Raw genomic sequence first — 20852 nt, 5'->3', positions numbered from 1 at the left:
GCGCTCATTCTTCGTCCGTCGCGGGGGTCAGTCAAGACACCAGGCGCCACAGATGGTCCTCCGTCCCGTTGTCGGCGAACTGCACCACTTGGGCGCTGTTCGCCGTGGACATCCCGTCGACGCCGAGCACCTTGCCGCTGTGCTCGTTGCGGAGCAGGAACCATCCCTCGCCCTGGTCGACGCGGGTCCACAGCAGGTCGGGGCGCCCGTCGTCCTCGTGCTGGACGGCCCAGGCGCTGTCGGCGGTGGAACCGCCCTTTATGGACAGGTACTTGCCGCTCTGGCCGTTGCGGACACGGAGTCTGCCGCCGCCCGCGTCGAGCAGTTGCCAGGCGTGATCGCCGGTCCCCGAGTTGTCGAACTGGACGACGCGCGCGTCGTTGTCCGTGGACATCGAGTCGACGGCGAGGACCTTGCCGCTGTGCTTGTTCTGGATCCGGTGGTACGGGGCCTCGGGCGTCCAGGGCCTCCCGTTCGGGGCCGCCGTCGGGAAGGACGTGATGCGCAGGCGCGCCGCGCCCATCGGCACGAGCGTCACCGTCTCGACGGCCGCCCGGCTGCGGGCCGGGCTCGGTTGCAGCGGCGCGACGACGTGCTCCTCGTCCGCGATCCACTCGGGCAGCCGGCGGGCCCGCGCGGCGAGCGTGAGGGGCTCGGCGCCGGGCGCGAACGGGTTGGCGGGCAGCGGGCCCGGCCTGCGGCGCAGGGTGGGGGTGCTGCCGGGCACGAGACCGTAGTTCCAGGCGGAGGCGGCGTGCACGTCGTACTCGGGGAAGGTGTCGTCGCCCCCGGTGCGCACGTACTTCTCGGTGATCTTCAGGGAGTAGGTGAGCGGCCCGTGGTCGACGCTGACGCTGTCGTGGTTGCCGGGCCAGGTGCGCAGGGTGGTGCGCTGCGGCAGGCGCAGGGTGACGCGGTCGCCGGTGCGCCAGGTGCGGCGGATCTCGGCGAAGGACGGGCCCGGGTCCGCCGTGACCGTGCGTCCGTTGACGGCGAGCCGTGGCTTCTCGCACCAGCCGGGCACGCGCAGCCGCAGCGGGAAGGCGACGGGCCGGTCCACGCGCACGGTCAGCGTGATCGTCTCGTCGAAGGGATAGTCCGTCTCTTCGACGATCGTCACCGGGACGGCGTCCGCGCCCACCTTCGCCCGTACCTCGCACGCGGAGTACAGGGCGGCGGCGAGCCCGCCGTCCGGGGTGGCGAGCCACAGCTCCTCGGTGAAGTAGGGCCAGCCCATGCCGTAGTTGTGCGGGCAGCAGCGGTACTGGTCGACGCCCGACTGGAACGACTGCATGGCGAAGCCGTTCTGGAACTGCCCGTTGGTCTTGCGGGCGTTGTCGAGGTCGACGCTGTTGGCGCTGGTGATGTAGTGGACGCCCTTGCCCTGGGGGTCGAGGGAGGCGGGCAGCATGTTGAACGCGAGGTCCTCGCAGCGGTCGGCCCACACGGGGTCGCCCGTGATCCGGGTCAGGAGTTCGTGGCTGGCCATGAACTCGACGATGCCGCAGGTCTCGAAGCCCTGCCGTGGATCACCGAAGCCGGGCCGGTAATTCTCGTCGCCCGCGATGCCGCCGCCCGCGAACTGGCCGTACTCGGCGAGCACTTGCTCGTACGTGCGGTACGTGGCCCGCACCAGGTCGTCGGCTCCGCTGCTCGCCCATTGCGCGTACTGGGCGGGTTCGCGGAAGCCCTGGGCGATGTTGACGTTGTGCGGGGTGGGCAGCGGGCCCGTCCAGTCGGCGCCGTAGCGGTGCATCTTCCCGACGAGGCTCGCGAGGAACGGCTCGCCCGTGCGGTCGTGCAGCCAGCGCGCGGTGTCGATGCCGTCGCCCCAGCGCACGGAGACCCAGCTCGAATCGAAGGCGCCCTTGCCCTGCGCCTCCATGTAGCGCAGGAAGCGGGTCAGGAACGGCACGATCCGGGTGTCGTGCGTGTACTCCTCGTACGTGCGAAGCGCCATGAGGAGCGGCAGGAACGGCCAGAAGTCGGGGCCGCCGTTGAGCGAGGTGCGCAGGGCGCGCGGGCCGAAGAAGCCGTCCGGTTCCTGGGTGGCGAGGATGGCGTCGATCCAGCGCTTGCCGGTCGCCAGCGCGTCGGCGTTCCGGGTCGCGATGGCGAGGGGCACGAAGCCGCGCAGCCAGTACGGGAGTTCCTCCCAGCCGCCGAGTTCGGGGTGGACCCAGCCGCTGGTGTCCATGTTCAGGAAGTGGGACTTCTCCTCGTAGCGGCCGCAGAGCCCGGCGAGCTGGAGCCTGAGCTGTCCGGCGAGCCAGCCACGGGCGGTGATGCTGCCGACGGGGAGGCGGGTGAAGGCGTCGGGGGCGACGGTCGTACGGGCGGCGGCCGGGCTCGCGGTCGCGGCTCCGGCGGCCGGGACACCGAGCACCGTCGCCGCCGCGGCCACGGTGCCGCCTTGCAGGACGCCACGTCGTGTCACGGTCATCTTCTTGCTCCTCACGGGGGTGGTTGGAGCCAAGGGGGCCAAGGGGACGGGGCGGGCCCGGCGGCTGCCGGACCCGCCCCGGAGAACTTCAGGGATCAGGCGCAGTTCTGCACGGTCGCCTGCGAGGCGTCCTTGATCAGCTTCACCTGTGCGTCGTGCACGCGCTTCACGTCCGGCTTGACGACCCTGCGGTCGTAGGTGAGGAGCCCGTTCAGCTCACCCTCCACGTCGGAGATCTGCGTGTAGACGGCGCCGTTGCCGCCCTTGCAGGCCAGCTTGTGCACCTCGTCGAGCTTGGTGAGGTAGTCGTCCGTGTACGTCGCCGGGTCCACGTCGACGTAGGACTGCTGGACCGACCAGGCGTGGCCGGGCACGGCGAGGCCGAGGCCGCCGTACTCGCCCGCGACCAGGGCGCGCTTGCCGTCCGGGTTCGGGGGCAGCGCCGGGCTCGGGTAGCCGTGCTCGTCGAGGATGTCGCCGGTGCCGCCGTCGCGGCCCAGGTTGATGCCGGACATCGAGTTGATCAGGCGGGTCGGGTCCCACGCCTTGGCCTGGTCGGCGAGGCGCGCCTCGTCGTACTGGCCCCAGCCCTCGTTGAGCGTGACCCACATGACGACCGACGGGTGGTTGTAGTGCTGGTCGATCATGATCTTCATCTCGCGCTCGAACTCGGCGCGGGCGGCGGTGGAGGGGTTCACCCCGGCCGTCATCGCCGGCATGTCCTGCCAGACGAGGAGGCCCAGCTTGTCGGCCCAGTAGAACCAGCGGTCGGGCTCGACCTTGATGTGCTTGCGGACGGAGTTGAAGCCCATCTGCTTGTGCATCTTCAGGTCGTAGGCGAGCGCCTCGTCACTGGGCGCGGTGTGCAGGCCGTCCGGCCAGAAGCCCTGGTCGAGCGTGGCCATCAGGAAGGCCGGCTTGCCGTTGAGGACGGTGCGCGGCGTGCCGTTGATCTTCTCGACGGCGACCGAGCGCATCCCGAAGTAGCTGCCGACGCGGTCCTTGCCGACGCTCACCTTGAGGTCGTAGAGGAACGGGTCGTCCGGGGTCCACAGGTGCGGCTTGCTCAGCTTGAGGGTGAGCGGCTTGCCGGAGACGCCGGTGACGGTGCCGACCTTGCGCTTGCCCTCGTACGCGGTGGCCTTGACCGGGAGCCCGGCCTTCACGCCGGTCGTCTCGACGGCGAGGCTGCTGTCCTTGACGTTCGGCGTCAGCTTCAGGTCGGTGACGCTGTCCTTGGCGACCGGCTCCATCCACACCGTCTGCCAGATGCCGGACGACGGGGTGTACCAGATGCCGGACGGGTCGAGGCGCTGCTTGCCGAGCGGCGGGTTCTCGCCGTTCGCGGCGTCGGTCGGGTCGTAGACGCCGACGATCAGTTCCTGGGTGCGGCCGGGCTTCAGCGCGTCGGTGACGTCGGCGCTGAACTTGTCGTAGCCGCCCTTGTGGTCCGCGACCTTCTTGCCGTTGACGTAGACCTCGGACTTCCAGTCCACGGCGCCGAAGTTGAGCCGGAGCCGCTGGTCCTTGCCGACCTTCCAGTCCTTCGGGACCGTGAAGGTGCGGCGGTACCACATGCGGTCCTCTTGGCGCTCGATCCCGGAGAGCTGGGACTCGACCGGGTAGGGCACGAGGATCTTCTCGCCGAGCTTCTTGCCGGTCGGGACGGGGTCGCCGTCCTTCGCGGCGGCGAACTCCCAGGTCCCGTTGAGGTTCTGCCAGTCGGAGCGGGTGAGCTGGGGCCGCGGGTACTCGCGGTGCGCGTTCTTCGGGGTGACCTTGTCGCCCCACTTGGTGGTGAGCTGGTACGTGGAGTGGTTCGGGCCGCTGGACCAGAACGGGCCGACGGCCTTGCCGTCGCTGCCGGTCAGACCGCCCTTGCCGTCGTACGTGACATCGGCCAGGCCCGGCGCGTCGCCGTCCTTGTTGCCGACGACGGGCTCCGCGAGGTTCACGAGCAGCGTCCGCGGGTCCTTCTTGTCCGCCTTGACGCTCTTGAGCGGCCACTTCGCGCCGCCGATCACCGCGGTGAGGTGGTCGTTGACCTCGCTCGGGACCGCGCCGAGCTTCTGCGCGAAGTCGAGCTTGAGGGTGCGGCCGTCGCCGAGGACGGTGGTGCCGATGGCGCCGTCATAGGCCCAGTCGTCCGGGATGCGGAAGGCGGAGGACGGGATCGCCTCCTTCTGCTCGCCGGGCTCGGTCCAGCGGACGTGCAGATTGGATCCGCCGTAGTGCTCGAAGTACTCGACCTTGAAGTTCACCGCCTGTCCGGCGGTCAACTGCACGGCCTGCGAGGTCTGTTCCCTGTCCCAGTCGTCGACCCAGTGGTCGATCACCAGCTTGTCGTCGACCCAGAGCCGGAAACCGTTGTCGCCGATGACGGAAAACGTTGTCAGGCCGGTCTTCTCCGGCACCAGCTTTCCGGTCCAGCGCACGTTCACGTCGTCGTTGCGGCCCGTCGCCGACTGGAGCCGGGACTCCAGGCTGCCGAAGTCGAGCTGCGGGTCGAAACCGGTGGCCTTCAACTCGTGGAAGTCGAAGGCCCCGGGCGCGGATTGGGTGTAGTACTCGCCTTTGAGCCCGTGCGGCACGGCCGGTTCGTCCGCGGCCGTGGCGGACGGTGCCACGGTGAGGGCGGTGAGACCGAGCGCCGCGGTGAGCAGCGGGGCCAGATGGCGGCTCTGACGTCTGAGGGCTTTGGTGCGCAACGTTCCTCCAGTGCGGGACGCGTCCGGTGGAACACGTCGAGGAAGGGTGGCGGCTCGCCGTTCCAGTCGGTACAACTCGTCTGTACAACGTTGGAAGGAACGGCAGTTGGCATGACAGCACGCATTCCGGTGTGCTGTCCAGGGGCATGACACGCGCACCCGGTGAGCGGGTGCGCCGAGCCGAAGGAGATTCCGTGCGGGTGAGCCTCAAGGATGTCGCGGAGCGCGCGGGCGTCTCGATCAAGACCGTCTCGAACGTGGTGAACGACTACCAGCACGTCACACCGGCGATGCGGGCCCGCGTCAAGGCCGCCATCGACGAGCTGGGCTACCGGCCCAACCTCACCGCCCGCAACCTGCGCAAAGGCCGTACGGGGATCATCGCGCTCGCCGTGCCCGAGCTGGGCAACCCGTACTTCGCGGAGCTCGCGGGCGCCGTGATCGACGCGGCCGCCGAGCACGACGTGACGGTGCTGCTCGACCACACGCGGGGCGAGCGCGAGCAGGAGGTCCTGGTCAGCCAGGGGTTCCGGGCGCGGGTGATCGACGGCCTGATCCTGAGCCCCCTTGAGCTGGAGGCGGAGGACCTGCGCGGCCGGGACGACGACGTGCCGCTCGTGCTGCTCGGCGAGCGCGAGTACGACCTGCCCTACGACCACATCGCCATCGACAACGTGGCGGCGGCCCGCACCGCCGTACGGCATCTGATCGGCCGGGGCCGTACCCGCATCGCGTATCTGGGCGAGCGCACCGACTCGGCCAACCAGCCGGCGCATCTGCGTCTCGCGGGCTGGCGCGCGGAGCTGACCGAGGCGGGGCTTCCGGCGCCGGACGCGCAGGTCGGGCCGACGGGCGGCTGGGACCGGGGCGACGGGGCGGAGGCGATGGCGCGGATGCTGGACGCGGGGGTGCGCCCCGACGCCGTCTTCGCCTACAACGACCTGGTCGCGATCGGTGCGATGCGGGTGCTGCACGAGCGGGGCCTGCGCGTGCCGTGGGACGTGGCGGTGGTCGGTTTCGACGACATCGCGGAGGGCCGCTTCGGGGCGGTCACGCTGACGACGATCTCGCCGGACAAGCAGTCCATCGCGCGGCTGGCGGTGCAATCGCTGCTGAACCGTCTCGCGCATCCGGAGGAGCGCTCGGGGCGTGAACTCGCCGCCGCATACCGGCTGATAGAGCGGGAAAGCACCCTCGGCCGTCGCTGATTCTCTCTGGGGTCCGGACGGCGGGCGGTCGCGCGGATCGGGGCACGAGTCGTTGCGCGAGACCTAGACAGCACCTTTTTAACGATGTAAAAACCTCCCCTGTACCGCCGTTCCACCGGTCGAACACTCCTACCCCGTCAGCGCGTTCACGCGCCGGGCCGTGCCGTTTTGGGGACCACCACATGACGCAGACCGCACGATTTCGCCGTACCTCCTCCCGGGCCCTGCTCGCCGCCGGTCTCGTCGCGAGCCTCGCGCTCGCCACCGGATGCGCCAAGTCCGAGGACGACAACGCCGGGTCCGGCTCCGGCGACAAGGGCAGTTCCAGCGCGCAGGACGCGAACGCCGGGCAGGAGGTGGCCTCCTCCGGGGGCGGCCAGACCTGCGACATCTCGACGTTCGGCGGCAAGAAGCTGGACCTCAAGGGCGCGACCGTCGGCTTCTCGCAGTCGGAGAAGGAGGCCAACCCGTTCCGCATCGCGGAGACCGCCTCGATCAAGGCCGAGGCTAAGAAGCGCGGCATCAAGCTGCTCACGGCCAACGCGCAGTCGCAGTTCTCCAAGCAGATCAGCGACGTCCAGGACCTCATCGCCAAGGGCGCCGACCTCCTTGTCATCGCGCCGCTGAACTCCGACGGCTGGGAGCCCGTGCTGCGCGCGGCGGGCGCCAAGCACATCCCGATCGTCACCGTCGACCGCAAGATCAACGCGACGGCCTGCAAGGACTACGTGTCCTTCATCGGCTCGGACTTCGTGGAGCAGGGCAAGCGCGCCGCGGACCAGATGATCGAGGCGACCGGCGGCAAGGGGACCGTCGCCATCCTGCTCGGCACGGCGGGCAACAACGTGACGACCGAGCGCACCAAGGGCTTCGAGGAGCAGATCAAGGCGAAGGCGCCGGGACTGAAGGTCGTCTTCAAGCAGACCGGCGAGTTCGCCCGCGAGAAGGGCCAGCAGGTCACCGAGCAGCTCATCCAGTCGAAGCCCGACATCACCGGCATCTACGCCGAGAACGACGAGATGGGCCTGGGCGCCGTCAACGCGCTCAAGAGCGCGGGCAAGAAGGCGGGCGCCGTCAAGATCGTCACGGTCGACGGCACGCGCAACGCGGTGCAGGGCATCGTCGACGGCTGGATCTCCGGCGTCATCGAGTCCAACCCGCGCTTCGGCCCGCTCGCCTTCCAGACCCTGGACTCCTTCACCAAGGGCGAGAAGGTCGGCCAGGACATCGTCATCAAGGACAGCGCGTACACCGAGGCCAACGCCAAGACGGATCTGAACAAGGCGTTCTGATGCTGTCGGCGAAGAATCTCAGCAAGACGTTCCCCGGCGTGCGCGCGCTCGACGGTGTCGACTTCACCGCGCGCGCCGGGGAGGTGCACGCCCTCATCGGGGAGAACGGGGCGGGCAAGTCCACGCTCATCAAGGTCCTGACCGGCGTGTACCAGCCCGACCCGGCCGCCGACGCAGGCGGCTCCGCCCTCACCTACGACGGCCGCGAGGTCAGCTTCTCGACGCCGCTCGAAGCGCAGCACGCGGGGATCTCCACGATCTACCAGGAGGTCAACCTCGTCCCCCTGATGAGCGTGGCCCGCAACCTGTTCCTGGGCCGCGAGCCCCGCACCAGGCTGGGCCTGATCGACTTCCGGCGCATGCACCGGGAGGCGGACGCGGCCCTGCGCGAGCTGGGCGTCCGCGTCGACGTGCAGCGCCCACTGCGCGAACTCGGGGTCGGAGCCCAGCAGATGGTGGCGCTCGCCCGCGCGGTCTCGGTCGACGCGAAGGTCGTCATCATGGACGAGCCGACGTCGTCGCTCGAACCGCGCGAGGTGCAGACGCTCTTCGGTGTGATCCGCATGTTGCGCGAGCGCGGCATCGCCGTCGTCTACGTCAGCCACCGCCTGGACGAGCTGTACGCGGTCTGCGATGCCGTCACCGTGCTCCGGGACGGCAAGGTCGTGCACACCGGCAAGCTGGCCGACCTGGACCGGCTGCGCCTGGTCTCGCTCATGCTGGGCCGCGACGTCGGCGACGTGCAGGACGAGGGCCTGACGAAGTTCTCCGGCGAGCACGACGCGGCGGCCGAACCGGTGCTGCGGGCAGAGGAGTTGACCGTGCGGCACCAGTTGCACGGTGTCTCGCTCGATCTGCGGCCCGGGGAGGTCGTCGGGCTCGGCGGGCTCCTCGGCTCCGGGCGCAGCGAGACGGCGAAGGCGATCGCGGGCGCGCTGCCGACGGACAGCGGCCGGGTCACGGTGGCGGGCGCTCAGGTCCGTACGGGCTCCACGCCCGCCGCGATCCGCGCCGGCATCAGCCTGCTGCCCGAGGACCGCAAGGCCGAGGGGATCGTGCCCGGCCTGTCGGTGCGGGAGAACATCGCGCTCGCCGCGCTGCCGACCCTGTCCCGCTTCGGCCTCGTGGACGAGGGCCGCATCGACCGCATCGTCGACACCTTCGTCAAGCGCCTTCGCATCAAGTCGGCGGGCCCGCACCAGAAGGTCGGCGAGCTGTCCGGCGGCAACCAGCAGAAGGTGCTGCTCGCGCGCTGGCTGGCGATGAACCCGAAGGTGCTGCTGCTCGACGAGCCGACGCGTGGCATCGATGTCGGCGCCAAGGCCGAGGTGCAGAAACTCATCGACGAACTGGCCGACGACGGCCTCGCCGTCCTGCTGATCTCCTCCGACACGGAGGAGCTGATCGAGGGCTCGGACCGGGTCGTCGTCCTGAAGGACGGCGCGGTGGTCGCGGAGCTGACCGGTGACGCCGTCACGGAGGACCGACTGATGCGTGCCATCGCGGCAACACCCGCGGGAGGGCCGAGCCTTGACTGACCTGTCGCTCGGCAGGGCGGGCATCGACCGCGCCCGTCTCCTGCGCCTGCTCCAGGACTACGGCGTCTACGTCGGCGTCGCCGTCCTGCTCCTGGCCAACATCGCCTTCACCCCGCACTTCCTGTCGGCGGAGAACTTCCGCACCCAGGCCGTGCAGGTGGCGCCCGTCCTGATCGTGGCGCTCGGCATGGCCCTCGCCATCGGCACCGAGGGCGTCGACCTGTCGGTCGGCTCGGTGATGGCGCTCGCCACCTCGCTCATCTCCCTCTACCTCGGGTACGGGGTGTGGATCGCGCTGATCGTCGCGTTGATCGGCGGTGCCCTGGTCGGCGTCGCGAACGGCGCGTTGATCGCGTTCATCGGCGTCCAGCCCATCGTCGCCACGCTGGCGTTGATGGTCGCGGGCCGTGGTCTCGCGCTGGTCCTGCTTCCGCAGCTCAAGGACGTCCGCGACCCGGGCCTGCGCTCGCTCGGCACCGGGGACGTGCTCGGCATCCCGTACCTCGTACTGATCGCGGCGGCGCTCGCGCTGCTCGTCGCCTTCGTCGTCAGGCGTACGACGTTCGGCCGCCAGCTGCTCGCGATCGGCGACAGCCGCCCGGCGGCGAAGCTCGCGGGCCTGCCGGTGCGCCGGGTCCTCATCCTGGTCTACGTCGTGTCGGGCGTGCTCGCCGCGACGGCGGGCGTCCTGGCGACGGCCCGTCTCACCGCGAGCGACCCGACCTCGCTCGGCAATCTGATGGAACTCTCCGCGATCACCGCGGTCGTGGTCGGCGGTACGCCGCTCACCGGTGGCCGGGTCCGGATCGGCGGCACCGTCGCGGGCGCGGTCCTCATCCAGCTCCTGACGGCCACGCTCATCAAGCACGACCTGCCGCCGTCGTGGACGCAGATCGCCCAGGCCGTGGTGATCGTGCTCGCCGTCTACGCGGCCAGGGAACGGGGGAAGCGATGACGATGACCAAGGTCGACGCGGCACAGCCGGCCGAGGCCGCGCAGGAGGAGGCGCTCGGCGCGACCCGCGCGGAACGGCTGAGCGCGCTCGCGCAGCAGCACGGCGCGCTGGTCACCCTGGTGATCGCGGTGATCGCCGCGTCGCTCTCCTTCGACACGTTCCTGACCGGCGACAACCTGGAGAACATGGCGCTGTCGTCCGCGTTCCTCGCGGTCGTGGCGCTCGGCATGACCTTCGTGATCATCACGGGCGGCATCGACCTGTCGGTCGGCTCGCTGTTCGCGCTGGGCGGTGTCCTGGCGGCGTGGGGTTCGCAGTACGGGACGCTGGTGGCGCTGCTCCTCCCGCTCGCGGTGTGCGGACTGATCGGCCTGGTCAACGGCCTGCTCATCGCCCGCTCCCGCCTCGCCCCGTTCATCGTCACGCTCGCGGCGATGCTCGGCGCGCGCGGCATCCTCCTCGCCGTCACCGACGAGGGCTCGGAGACGTACTTGGTCGACAAGTCGACCGTCTTCGCCTCGCTCGGCCAGGAGAAGCTGTTCGGGATCGGCCTGCCGGTCTGGATCACGCTCGTCCTGTTCGTGCTCGGCGCGGTGGTGCTCCGCAGGACCCGCTTCGGACAGTACGTGTACGCGGTCGGCGGCAACGAGGACGCGGCGGCCCTGATGGGCGCGCCGGTGGCCCGCACGAAGATCGGCGTCTACACGCTCTCCGGTCTCTGCGCGGGCCTGGCGGGGGCGCTGAACGCGGCCTGGCTGGTGTCGGGCGTGACGATCCTCGGCTCCGGCATGGAGCTGGAGGCGATCTCGGCGGTCGTCATCGGCGGCACCCTGCTCACGGGCGGCTTCGGCTTCATCAGCGGCTCGCTGGTGGGCGTCCTCCTGTTGAAGGTCATCCAGAACGTCATCAACCAAATCGGTTCGCTCGACTCCGCCTATCAGCAGGTGGTCAGCGGGGCGTTCCTGGCGGTCGTGGTGATCGCGCAGACATGGCTGGGACGGCGGCGCCGGGTGCTGTGACGGGCCACGGGTGTGGGCGGCCGGATTCCGGCCGCCCACACCCGTGTCGGTGCACCGGGTCAGTGCACCGCCTGGCCCTTGCCGAGGGCGATCACGCCGTTCTTCGAGACGGTGTACAGCTCCGCGTCCCGCTGCGGGTTGACGCCGATCGTCGCCCCGGCCGGGACCTCCACGTTCTTGTCGAGGACGGCGCCGCGCACGACGGCGCCGCGGCCTATGCGTACGTTGTCGTGGAGCACCGAGCCCTGGACCACCGCGCCGTCCGCGACCGTCACGCCCGGTGAGAGGACCGAGCCGGTGACCTGGCCGCGGATGACGCAGCCGGGGCTGACGATCGACTCGCTCGCGATGCCCGCCGCGCAGAACTTCGCGGGCGGCAGCTGGCCCGGGTGGGTGTAGATCGGCCAGCGCCGGTTGTCGAGGTTGAACACCGGCTCGTCCGAGATGAGGTCCATGTGGGCCTCGTAGTAGGTGTCGAGGGTGCCGACGTCGCGCCAGTAGGCGTGGTCGCGCTCGGTCTCGCCGGGGACGTGGTTCTCGTCGAAGTCGTAGACCTGGGCGACGCCGCGCTCGGTCAGCATCGGCAGGATCGAACCGCCCATGTCGTGCGCGGAGTCCTCGTCCTCGGCGTCCTGCAACAAGGCGTCGACCAGCGTCTTCGTGGTGAAGAGGTAGTTGCCCATCGAGGCGAACACCTCGTTCGCGCTGCCCGGCAGCGCCGGCGGGTTCGTCGGCTTCTCCAGGAACGCCTCCACCCGCGTGCTGTCGCGCGCCGGGGTGATGACGCCGAACGACGGGGCCTGCGCGCGCGGCACCCGGATGCCCGCGACGGTGACGCCCGCCCCGGACTCGATGTGCTGCGTGAGCATCTGGCGCGGGTCCATCCGGTACACGTGGTCGGCGCCGAACACCGCGATGAAGTCCGGCTGTTCGTCGTGGACGAGGTTGAGGGACTGCAGGATCGCGTCGGCGCTGCCCGAGTACCAGCGGGGCCCGAGCCGCTGCTGCGCCGGGACCGGCGTCACGTAGTTGCCGAGCAGGCTCGACATCCGCCACGTCGTGGTGACGTGCCGGTCCAGCGAGTGCGACTTGTACTGCGTCAGGACGCAGATCCGCAGGATGTCGCCGTTGACCAGGTTCGACAGGGCGAAGTCGACGAGCCGGTACGTGCCGCCGAAGACGACCGCGGGCTTCGCCCGGTCCGCCGTCAGCGGCATCAGCCGCTTCCCCTCCCCTCCCGCCAGTACGATGCCGAGCACCGAAGGCCCACCGCGCATGACCGCCCCCTCCATGTTGTGGCGACTCAGGGTTGTGGCGTCTCCGCCGTGCGGCGTCTCAGGCGCCGTCGAGGATCTCCCCGTACACCTCGACCGTGCGCCGGGCGATCGCCGCCCAGCCGAACTCCGCCGCCGCCCGCTCACGGCCCGCCTCCCCCATGCGGCGCGCCGCGCCGGGGTCGCCGACCACCTCGTTGACGGCGCGCGCGAGGCCCGCCTCGAACGCGCCGGGGTCGGCCTCCGCGTACGGCACGAGCAGCCCGTTCACCCCGTCCGCGACGACCTCCGGGATGCCGCCGACCTGGGACGCGACGACCGCGGTGCCGCAGGCCATCGCCTCCAGGTTGACGATGCCGAGCGGCTCGTACACGGACGGGCAGACGAACACGGCGGCGTGCGTGAGGAGTTGGACGATCTCGGGGCGCGGCAGCATGGACGGGATCCAGTGCACGCCGTCGCGGGTCCGCTTCAGCTCGTCGACCAGCTCGCGGAACTCCCGCCCGATCTCCGGCGTGTCCGGGGCCCCCGCGCAGAGCACCAGTTGTGCGTCGGGGGTGAACTCTCGTGCCGCGCGCAGCAGATGGGGTACGCCCTTCTGCCGTGTGATGCGGCCGACGAAGACGACGTACGGGCGGTTCGGGTCGATGCCGTGCCGGGTCAGCACGTCGGTGCCGGGGTCGGCGTGGTACAGCGACACGTCGATGCCGTTGTGCACGACGCGGACCCGCTTGGGTTCGAGCGCCGGGTAGCAGGCGAGGATGTCGTCGCGCATCGCCCGGGACACCGCGATGACGCCGTCCGCCGCCTCGATCGCCGTGCGTTCGGCCCACGCCGACAGCGCGTAGCCGCCGCCGAGTTGCTCGGCCTTCCAGGGGCGCAGCGGCTCCAGGGAGTGCGCGGTCATCACGTGCGGGATGCCGAGGTGGAGGGCGGCGAGGTGGCCCGCGAGGTTGGTGTACCAGGTGTGGGAGTGGACCAGCTCGCGGCCTTCGAGGGCGGCGGCCATGGACAGGTCCACGGAGAGGGTGCGCAGCGCGTCGTTGGCGCCGTCGAGCGCGGGCCAGGCGCGGTGGCGGCGCACGCCGTCGCCCGACCCCTCGCCCCAGGTGTGGACCTCGAGGTCGACGAGTGGTCGCAGCTCCCTCGCGAGGAACTCGACGTGGACTCCAGCGCCGCCATAGACGTCCGGCGGATACTCCCTGCTGAGCAGTCCCACTCGCACGCGCGGGCCCCCGTCTCCGGTCGTCCTTGCACAGGCTCTCAGGTCGGTCGTGCTCGCTCTCGACTTCATGGTCACCCATGGAGGGCCGTCGCGGAAGAGTGCGGGAAGGAGTGCGGACGGGCCGGGGTCCGCGCCGCCCCGGTGGCACCCCTCCTGGGGATGACTCAGGAGGCGGCGTACTCCATCGGCAGTAGGACCCAATGCGTGCTCAGGTCGGACGACAGGAAGGCGGGGGCGAGAGATCGTGGAGGGTATGAGAACCGACCGCGCGCAGCACCGCACCGCAGGGGGCACCGGATGAGTGCCCTGGCGTTGGCCGTGCTGCTCTCCCTGGTCTCGGCGGTCGCCTACGCGGGCGGCGCGATCGTGCAGGAGCGGGTCGCCCAGACGTCGCCGGAGTCGTACGCGCCGCTGCGCAGGCCCGCCTGGTGGGGCGCGGGCGCGCTGAACGGCACGGGCGCGCTGCTGCACGTCGTCGCCCTCGCCTTCGGCCCGCTGAGCCTGGTGCAGCCGCTGGGCGCGCTGACGATCGTGCTCGCGCTGCCGATGGCGGCCCTCTTCGTACGGCGCAGGGCCGGGGCCACCGCGTGGCGCGGGGCGATCATGGCGACGGTCGGTCTCGCGGGCCTCCTCGCGCTGACCGGCTCGGCCTCCGAGGACTCGCTCGACGGGGCCGAGCGCCTGCTCGTGGGCGCGGCGACGGCGGGCGGTGTCCTGCTCCTGATGATGTCGGCGCGGGCCGCGCACCGGCATCCCGTGGTGCGGGCGGTGCTCCTCGCGGTCGCGGCGGGCAGCGCGTTCGGCATGGCGTCGGTGTTCACGAAGTCGGTGGCCGTGGACTGGTCGGGCGAACCGTTCGAGCAGCTCACGACCCTGCTCGCGATCGCGGCGCTGGCCACGGCCGGCATGCTGCTGTCACAGGCGTCCTACCGGGGCGCGGGACTCGCCGCTCCGCTCGCCACGGCGACGGTCGTGAACCCGGTGGTGGCGGCGGCCGTCGGCCTCACCCTGTTCGGGGAGACGTTCCGGCACGGCACGATCGGCACGGTCCTCGCCCTGGGGTGCGGTGTCGTCGCCGCGGGCGGCCTCATCCTCCTGACGACCGAGCGCATCGGCCGGGAGAGCGCGGCGCACGTCGTCGCCCAGCACACCCCGGTGCCCACGGTGCCGGACAGCCCGGCGGCGCTCGATTCGCTGCCGCGTCAGCCCAGGCCGTCCGGCAGCGGTTCGACGGACCGGAACGTCAGATCCTGACCCCGTGGGCCCGCAGGTACGCCAGCGGGTCGATGTCGCTGCCGAAGCCCGGCCCCGTCCGCATCTCGAAGTGCAGGTGCGGGCCCGTGCTGTTCCCGGTCGACCCGGAGCGGGCGATGCGCTGGCCCTCGACGACGCCCTGGCCGGCGCGCACGGAGAGCGCCGACAGGTGCCCGTACTGGCTGTAGCGGCCGTCGGCGTGCCGGATCACCACCTGGTAGCCGTACGAGCCGCCCCAGCCCGCCGAGACGACTCGGCCCGCGGCGACGGCCCTCACGGAGGTGCCGGTCGGCACCGCGAAGTCCACGCCCGTGTGGTACCCCTTCGACCAGGAGGAACCGGCCGCGTGGTACGGGGTGCCGATGCCCGCGTTCACCGGGGCGACGACCCCGTGCGCGGCGGGCCGCGCGGCCTCGGTCCTCTTGGGCGCGGCCTTCCTGGGGTGGGCCTTCGCGGGCTCGGTCTTCTTCGGCTGCGGCTGCGCCTTCGGCCGTGCTTTCTGGTGCTGCTCGGTCTTGTGGTGCTGTTCGGTCTTCTTCCGCGGCTCCGGGGTCTTCTTCCTCGGCTCCGTCCTCGGCTTCTCCGCCTTGGGCTTCTCAGGTCGCGGTACGGGCTTCGCGGACGCGCCGCCCGGCACCGAGAGCCGCTGACCGGGCAGGATCAGATCCGGGTCGGGGCCGATCGTCCTGCGGTTCACCGAGTACAACCGCGACCAGCCGCCGGACACCCGGCGGGTCTCCGCGATCCCGGAGAGCGTGTCGCCGCTGATCACGGTGTACATCTCGGCGCGTCCGGCGGTCGACTGCGGGGTCACCTCTGGCTTGACGTCCCGGACCGTGCGCGTCGGGGGCCCGCTCTGCGGCCGCGGGGTCTGCGTCGTCCGGGCGGCGTCCGCCGTACGGGAGAGCCCCGCGCGCTGCCCGCACACCGGCCAGGCACCGGGCCCCTGCCCCTTCAGCACCTTCTCGGCGACCGCGACCTGCTGCTCCCTGGTGGCGAGGTCGGCGCGGGCCGCGTAGACCGTGCCGCCGTACGCGGCCCAGGTGGAGCGGGTGAACTGCAGGCCGCCGTAGAAGCCGTTCCCGGTGTTGACGCTCCAGTTGCCGCTGGACTCGCACGCGGCGACCTTGTTCCACGTGTGCAGGTCGGCGGCCTGCGCGGTGCCCGCCCCGATGAGCGGGATCGCCATACCGGCGCCGCCGACGGTGACGGTGAGCGACGCCCGGTTGACCCGGCTCGGCTGGTACCGGCGGTGCCGGCCGCGTATCGCCATGGAAGCCCCCTCTGTCACCCACCGCACAGGCATGCGTCGGGGCGGCAGTCTGCCGCCCGCGCACCGGGGTGACAAGAGGCGCCGGGAAACACGCTGGCTGCTTTCAGCCCCTCAAGTGGCCGGGAAGCCACCGCAGTTGCACGGCCTCCTGGAAGGGTCCGCCGCCCTCGTGGTCGTTGAACGCGTACACCTCCATGGAGCGCTCCGTGCCTGCCCAGTGGTTGTGTGCCGCGAACACCGTCGACGGCGGGCAGGTCAGATCCTCCAGGGCCACGGAGAACAGTCCGGGCGCGGTGGCGCGCGCCGCGAAATTGATGCCGTCGAAGTACGAGAGCGTCCGGAACACGCGCTCGTCCTCACCGATGTGCGCCTTGAGGTACAGGGCGATCTCCCGGTAGGGGTGACGCTCCGTGAGCGTGGCCGCGCGCCGGAAGTCGCACAGGAACGGCACGTCGGGCGCGGCCGCCTTCAGATCCGGGACGAGGCCCGCGACCGCGATGGTGATGCCGCCGCCCTGGCTGCCGCCGGTCACGGCGGTGCGCGCGGCGTCGACCAGCGGATGCGAGCGGGCCGCCTCCACGGCGCGCACGGCGTCCGTGTAGACCCGCCGGTAGTAGTACGCGTACGGGTCCTGGACGCCGCGGGTCATGAAACCGGAGGCGGCGGGGGCGCTGCCGACCGGGTCCGGGGTGTCGCCCACGCTGTGGCCGCTGCCCTGGCCGCGGGTGTCCATCACGAAGTGCGCGAACCCGGCGGCGGCCCACGTGAGGTGGGTGTGGGGCAGGCCCCGGCCGCCGCCGTAGCCGATGTACTCGACGACCACCGGCAGCGGCTCGGTGGTACCGGCCGGCAGGATCAGCCAGCCCTTCACGGGATGCCCGCCGAAGCCCGCGTACGTAACGTCGAAGATGTCGACCGCCGTCAGCGGGGTCCTCACCGGCTCGAACCGCGCGCCGAGGTCGTGCTCCCTGGCCTCGGCCAGGGTCTTCTCCCAGAAGGCGTCGAAGTCGTCGGGGGCCGTCAACGCGGGCCGGTAGGCACGCAGTTCGTCGAGCGGCAGGTCGAAATGAGGCACGCGCGGCTCCGGCATCGTAGAGAGTGCGGAAGGCAAGGCTACGCCGTACGGTGCGACAACTGAACAAGATCATTCACATTCTGACTCCAGGAGCGACAGGCATGAGCACTACAGCCCAGATCGGTGTCACCGGGCTCGCTGTCATGGGGCGCAACCTCGCCCGCAACTTCGCGCGGAACGGGTACGCGGTCGCGCTGCACAACCGCACCGCGTCCCGTACGCACCAGCTGGTGGAGGAGTTCGGGGAGGAGGGCGTCTTCGTGCCGACGGAGTCGGCGGAGGACTTCGTGGCCGCGCTGGAGCGGCCGCGGCGCCTCGTGATCATGGTGAAGGCGGGCGAGCCGACGGACGCGGTGATCAAGGAGTTCGCGCCGCTGCTCGAACCCGGCGACATGATCGTCGACGGCGGCAACGCGCACTTCGCCGACACCCGCCGCCGCGAGAAGGAGCTGCGCGAGCGGGGCATCCACTTCGTCGGCACCGGCGTCTCCGGCGGCGAGGAGGGCGCGCTGCACGGGCCCAGCATCATGCCCGGCGGCAGCCCCGAATCCTACGAAGCGCTCGGCCCGATGCTGGAGAAGATCTCCGCGAAGGCGAAGGACGGCGCCCCGTGCGTGACGCACGTCGGCCCGGACGGCGCGGGCCACTTCGTCAAGATGGTGCACAACGGCATCGAGTACGCCGACATGCAACTCATCGGCGAGGCGTACCAGTTGCTGCGCGACGTCGCCGGGTACTCCCCCGCGCAGATCGCCGACATCTTCCGCACCTGGAACACCGGCCGCCTCGACTCCTACCTGATCGAGATCACGGCGGAGGTCCTGTCCCATGTGGACGCGGCGACGGGCAAGCCGTTCGTGGACGTCGTCCAGGACCAGGCCGAACAGAAGGGCACCGGCCGCTGGACCGTCCAGATCGCGCTCGACCTCGGCGTTCCCGTCTCCGGCATCGCGGAGGCGGTCTTCGCCCGCTCCCTGTCCGGCCACGCGGACCTGCGCGCCGCGTCGCGGGGTCTTGCGGGCCCCTCGGCCCGGGCGCTGAACGAGTCGGAGGCGGGGGCCTTCGCCGACAAGGTGGAACAGGCCCTGTACGCCTCGAAGATCGTCTCGTACACGCAGGGCTTCCACGAGATCGCCGCGGGCAGCGAACAGTACGGCTGGGGCATCGACGCGGGCGCCGTGGCCCGCATCTGGCGCGGCGGCTGCATCATCCGCGCCGCCTTCCTCGACCGGATCACCGCCGCGTACGAGGCCGAGCCCGGCCTGGTCTCGCTCCTGGCCGACAAGGGCTTCGCCGATGAGATCGCGGCGGCCCAGGACGACTGGCGCGCCGTCCTGGTCGCCGCGACCACGCAAGGCGTGCCCACGCCCGGCTTCGCCGCCGCGCTCGCCTACTACGACGCGCTGCGCGCGGAGCGCCTCCCGGCCGCACTCACCCAGGGCCAGCGCGACTTCTTCGGCGCGCACACGTACCGCAGGGTGGACCGGGAGGGCTCGTTCCACACGCTGTGGGGCGGGGACCGGTCGGAGGTCGACGCCTGACCCTCAGCGGTGGCCGGGGCCGGGTCTCAGACGGGTGACGGCTCCGGTTCCGGCGGCGCCGGGTCGGGGCCGGGGCCCGGGCCCGGCGCGGGCGGGGCGGGCGGCGGCTGCGGCGTCGGGAACGGGCCCGGCGACGGCGGCACCGGGTCCGGCACGTCCGGCCCCGGCCCCGGCACCGGCGTCGGATTCGGCGGCACCGGATCGGGCCCGGGAACCGGGTTCGGCCCCGGCGGGACAGGATCGGGGAACGGCTGAGTCATCGCACTGCCTCCATCGGTTCGGAGGGTTTCGTCACCCACTCTCTCCCGCCCCGCCTGCCCCCGCCTGCGGGGCTCACGCGTACGGAGGGCCGGGGACGCCCGCCCGGCCGGGGCAGTGCGCCCGTCCGGCCGGGGTCGTGCCGGCTACCCGTGCGGGGGGACTCGGCCGCCCGGGTGGGGCTGTGTCAGCCACCCGGGTGGAACCCCGTCAGCCGCGCATGCGCGCTCGCGTCAGTCCTCCGTGCGGGTGAGGCGGACGACCGGGATGTCTCGGGTCGTCTTTTTCTGGTAGTCCGCGTAGTTCGGGAACAGTTCGACCAGGGAGGGCCAGACCCGGGCCTTCTCCTCGGGAGAGAGGGTTTCCGCTCGGGCGGGGAAGCGGTCCGGGCCGACGCGGAGGCGGACGTTCGGTTCGTCGCGCAGGTTGAGGTACCACTGCGGGTGCTTGTCGGAGCCGCCGTAGGAGGCCACGATCAGGTAGTCGTCGCCGTCCCGCCCGTAGATCAGGACGGTGCGCCGCCACTGCCCCGACTTGCGCCCCTTGTAGTCGAGCAGCAGGCAGGGGACGCCCTGGATGGTGGTGCCCTTGGTGCCGCCGGACTCCTCGTACGTACGGGCCTGGTCCGCGACCCAGCCGGTGGGGCTGATGGTGACCTCGTGGTCCTGGTCGGTCATGCCGGCTCCTCTCGCTCGGTGCACTTGGTGATGCGCGCCAACTACACCAGAATTCAAGCCGTTTGGGCGGCACCGCATTCCGCCGCCGCGGCGTCGAGCCCGGGGCGGGGGCTGGAGAGGACCGGAGTCCCGGTGGCGCGGGCGCGGTCGGCGGCGTCGGCCATGGATGCCTGTGCGAGCACAATGGCATCGGCGTCCGTGATCGTGTCCACGGCGGCCGCGACCAGCCCCAGGTAGCCGTCCCGGTCCCCGGCGAGGAAGCGTTCCCAGGCCCCGTCGACGTGGAGGGTGCGCACGTCGACGTCGCGCCCGGCGCGCGCGGCCTCCTCCTCGATGAGGGCCAGGGTGGGCCCGAACGTGCTGCGTACCGTCGCGACGACGGTGATCCGGCGCCCCGCCGCGACCGCCCGCGCGGCCATCGGCCGGTCCACACGGAGCACCGGTACACCGCCGAGCGCGGGCGCGACGTCCTCGGCGACGGCGCCGATGCTGGAGCAGGTGCACAGCACGGCGTCCGCGCCGTCCCGCGCCGCCGCCTCCAGGACCGTACGCACGTCGTCGGCGACGGACGCGGGCCCGTGCTCCCCCGCCCGCACCAGCAGGTCCTCGCGTACGACGTGGCGCAGCGTGAGCCCGGGGTGGGCGGCGTCGCGCAGGGCGTCGAAGACGGGGACGTGGGCCGGGGAGGTGTGGAGGAGGGCGAGGATCATGTCCGGCACCCTACCGACGGGCTCTCAGGCGGGGGTCACCACTTGTCGGGGTCGGCGGCGAGGGCCTCCTCCGCGCTCGCGACCAGCTCCGCCGGTGCGGCCGGGGCCTCGCCCGGGTGCCGCTCGGCCCACCGCGCGACGAACGAGCACAGCGGCACGACGGCCAGGCTCTCGCGGGCGGCCGTCGCGTACAGCTCGCGGGCGAGGGACCCGGCGATGCCCTTGCCCTCGTGCGCGGGCTCGACGACGGTGTGCACGGCGACGAGGGCGCTTCGCCCGTCGTGGTCGAGCACGAAGTACTGGATGACGCCGACGGTCTCGCCGTCCTGCGTGGCCGACAGGAGGCCCCGTGCGCGGTCGTCGCGGATGTCGATGTCGCTCATGGGGCGCTCCTGACGGGCT

General features: G+C 71.5%; 16 protein-coding genes. 7 read left to right on the top strand and 9 right to left on the bottom strand.

The features are described from left to right. Positions 1 to 31: 31 nt before the first annotated feature. A complete protein-coding gene (locus ABZ877_RS14675) occupies positions 32 to 2443 on the bottom strand; it encodes a beta-L-arabinofuranosidase domain-containing protein (protein WP_361069805.1) in 2412 nt (803 codons plus the stop codon). A gap of 95 nt (positions 2444 to 2538) precedes the next feature. After that, positions 2539 to 5151 carry a PA14 domain-containing protein gene (locus tag ABZ877_RS14670; protein WP_361069803.1) on the bottom strand — a complete coding sequence of 871 codons (2613 nt, stop codon included), beginning with the start codon at positions 5149 to 5151 and terminating at the stop codon, positions 2539 to 2541. Between the two features lie 194 nt (positions 5152 to 5345). Between ABZ877_RS14670 and ABZ877_RS14665 the strand changes: the two genes are divergently transcribed. From ABZ877_RS14665 to ABZ877_RS14645, 5 genes are all read left to right on the top strand, one after another. Continuing rightward, a complete protein-coding gene (locus ABZ877_RS14665; protein ID WP_361069800.1) occupies positions 5346 to 6359 on the top strand; it encodes a LacI family DNA-binding transcriptional regulator in 1014 nt (337 codons plus the stop codon). A 182-nt stretch (positions 6360 to 6541) separates the two neighbouring features. Further along, positions 6542 to 7651 (top strand): ABC transporter substrate-binding protein, encoded by a 1110-nt coding sequence (locus tag ABZ877_RS14660; protein ID WP_361069797.1) that lies wholly within the window; start codon positions 6542 to 6544, stop codon positions 7649 to 7651. Then, positions 7651 to 9189, top strand: coding sequence for a sugar ABC transporter ATP-binding protein (locus ABZ877_RS14655; protein ID WP_361069794.1), 1539 nt, complete (start codon positions 7651 to 7653; stop codon positions 9187 to 9189). Before ABZ877_RS14660 ends, ABZ877_RS14655 begins: the two co-directional genes overlap by 1 nt. Further along, positions 9182 to 10144 carry an ABC transporter permease gene (locus tag ABZ877_RS14650; protein ID WP_361069791.1) on the top strand — a complete coding sequence of 321 codons (963 nt, stop codon included), beginning with the start codon at positions 9182 to 9184 and terminating at the stop codon, positions 10142 to 10144. Before ABZ877_RS14655 ends, ABZ877_RS14650 begins: the two co-directional genes overlap by 8 nt. Beyond that, on the top strand, positions 10141 to 11163 hold the full coding sequence (locus tag ABZ877_RS14645) for an ABC transporter permease (RefSeq protein WP_361069789.1): 1023 nt from the start codon (positions 10141 to 10143) through the stop codon (positions 11161 to 11163). The genes ABZ877_RS14650 and ABZ877_RS14645 overlap by 4 nt, the downstream gene beginning before the upstream one ends. 59 nt (positions 11164 to 11222) lie before the next feature. Here the strand turns inward: ABZ877_RS14645 and glgC are convergent, their stop codons facing one another. Both glgC and glgA read right to left on the bottom strand, forming a co-directional pair. Further along, the gene (gene glgC / locus ABZ877_RS14640) at positions 11223 to 12440 is read right to left on the bottom strand and encodes a glucose-1-phosphate adenylyltransferase (RefSeq protein WP_361069786.1); all 1218 of its coding nucleotides are present in this window, start codon (positions 12438 to 12440) and stop codon (positions 11223 to 11225) included. Positions 12441 to 12498: 58 nt separating this feature from the next. After that, complete coding sequence (glgA, locus tag ABZ877_RS14635; protein ID WP_361070002.1) at positions 12499 to 13656, bottom strand: glycogen synthase; 1158 nt, start codon at positions 13654 to 13656, stop codon at positions 12499 to 12501. Between the two features lie 303 nt (positions 13657 to 13959). On the opposite strand from glgA, the gene ABZ877_RS14630 reads away from it, so the two are divergent. Further along, complete coding sequence (locus tag ABZ877_RS14630; protein ID WP_361069784.1) at positions 13960 to 14916, top strand: DMT family transporter; 957 nt, start codon at positions 13960 to 13962, stop codon at positions 14914 to 14916. Here the strand turns inward: ABZ877_RS14630 and ABZ877_RS14625 are convergent. Both ABZ877_RS14625 and ABZ877_RS14620 read right to left on the bottom strand, forming a co-directional pair. Continuing rightward, positions 14906 to 16189, bottom strand: a complete 1284-nt coding sequence (locus ABZ877_RS14625) for a transglycosylase family protein (protein WP_361069781.1) — start codon at positions 16187 to 16189, stop codon at positions 14906 to 14908. The genes ABZ877_RS14630 and ABZ877_RS14625 overlap by 11 nt on opposite strands. Before the next feature lie 103 nt (positions 16190 to 16292). Continuing rightward, entirely contained in the window at positions 16293 to 17264 is a 972-nt protein-coding gene (locus ABZ877_RS14620) for an acetylxylan esterase (RefSeq protein WP_361069779.1), read from the bottom strand. 101 nt (positions 17265 to 17365) lie between these two features. Here ABZ877_RS14620 and gndA point away from each other — a divergent pair, with 101 nt between their 5' ends. Then, on the top strand, positions 17366 to 18805 hold the full coding sequence (gene gndA, locus ABZ877_RS14615; protein WP_361069776.1) for an NADP-dependent phosphogluconate dehydrogenase: 1440 nt from the start codon (positions 17366 to 17368) through the stop codon (positions 18803 to 18805). Between the two features lie 491 nt (positions 18806 to 19296). On the opposite strand, the gene ABZ877_RS14610 is transcribed toward gndA, so the two are convergent. From ABZ877_RS14610 to ABZ877_RS14600, 3 genes are read right to left on the bottom strand one after another with little or no spacing between them, the layout of a single operon-like run. Then, positions 19297 to 19740, bottom strand: coding sequence for a nitroreductase family deazaflavin-dependent oxidoreductase (locus ABZ877_RS14610; RefSeq protein WP_361069773.1), 444 nt, complete (start codon positions 19738 to 19740; stop codon positions 19297 to 19299). 53 nt (positions 19741 to 19793) lie between these two features. After that, positions 19794 to 20450 (bottom strand): aspartate/glutamate racemase family protein, encoded by a 657-nt coding sequence (locus tag ABZ877_RS14605; protein WP_361069771.1) that lies wholly within the window; start codon positions 20448 to 20450, stop codon positions 19794 to 19796. A 35-nt stretch (positions 20451 to 20485) separates the two neighbouring features. Continuing rightward, positions 20486 to 20833, bottom strand: a complete 348-nt coding sequence (locus ABZ877_RS14600) for a GNAT family N-acetyltransferase (protein ID WP_361069768.1) — start codon at positions 20831 to 20833, stop codon at positions 20486 to 20488. Positions 20834 to 20852 lie beyond the last annotated feature (19 nt).

The sequence above is a fragment of the Streptomyces sp. NPDC046939 genome (genome assembly GCF_040644575.1).
Lineage (GTDB): Bacteria > Actinomycetota > Actinomycetes > Streptomycetales > Streptomycetaceae > Streptomyces.
The sequence above is the reverse complement of the archived record's forward strand: the minus strand, read 5'-3'. Positions and strand labels throughout refer to the sequence as shown.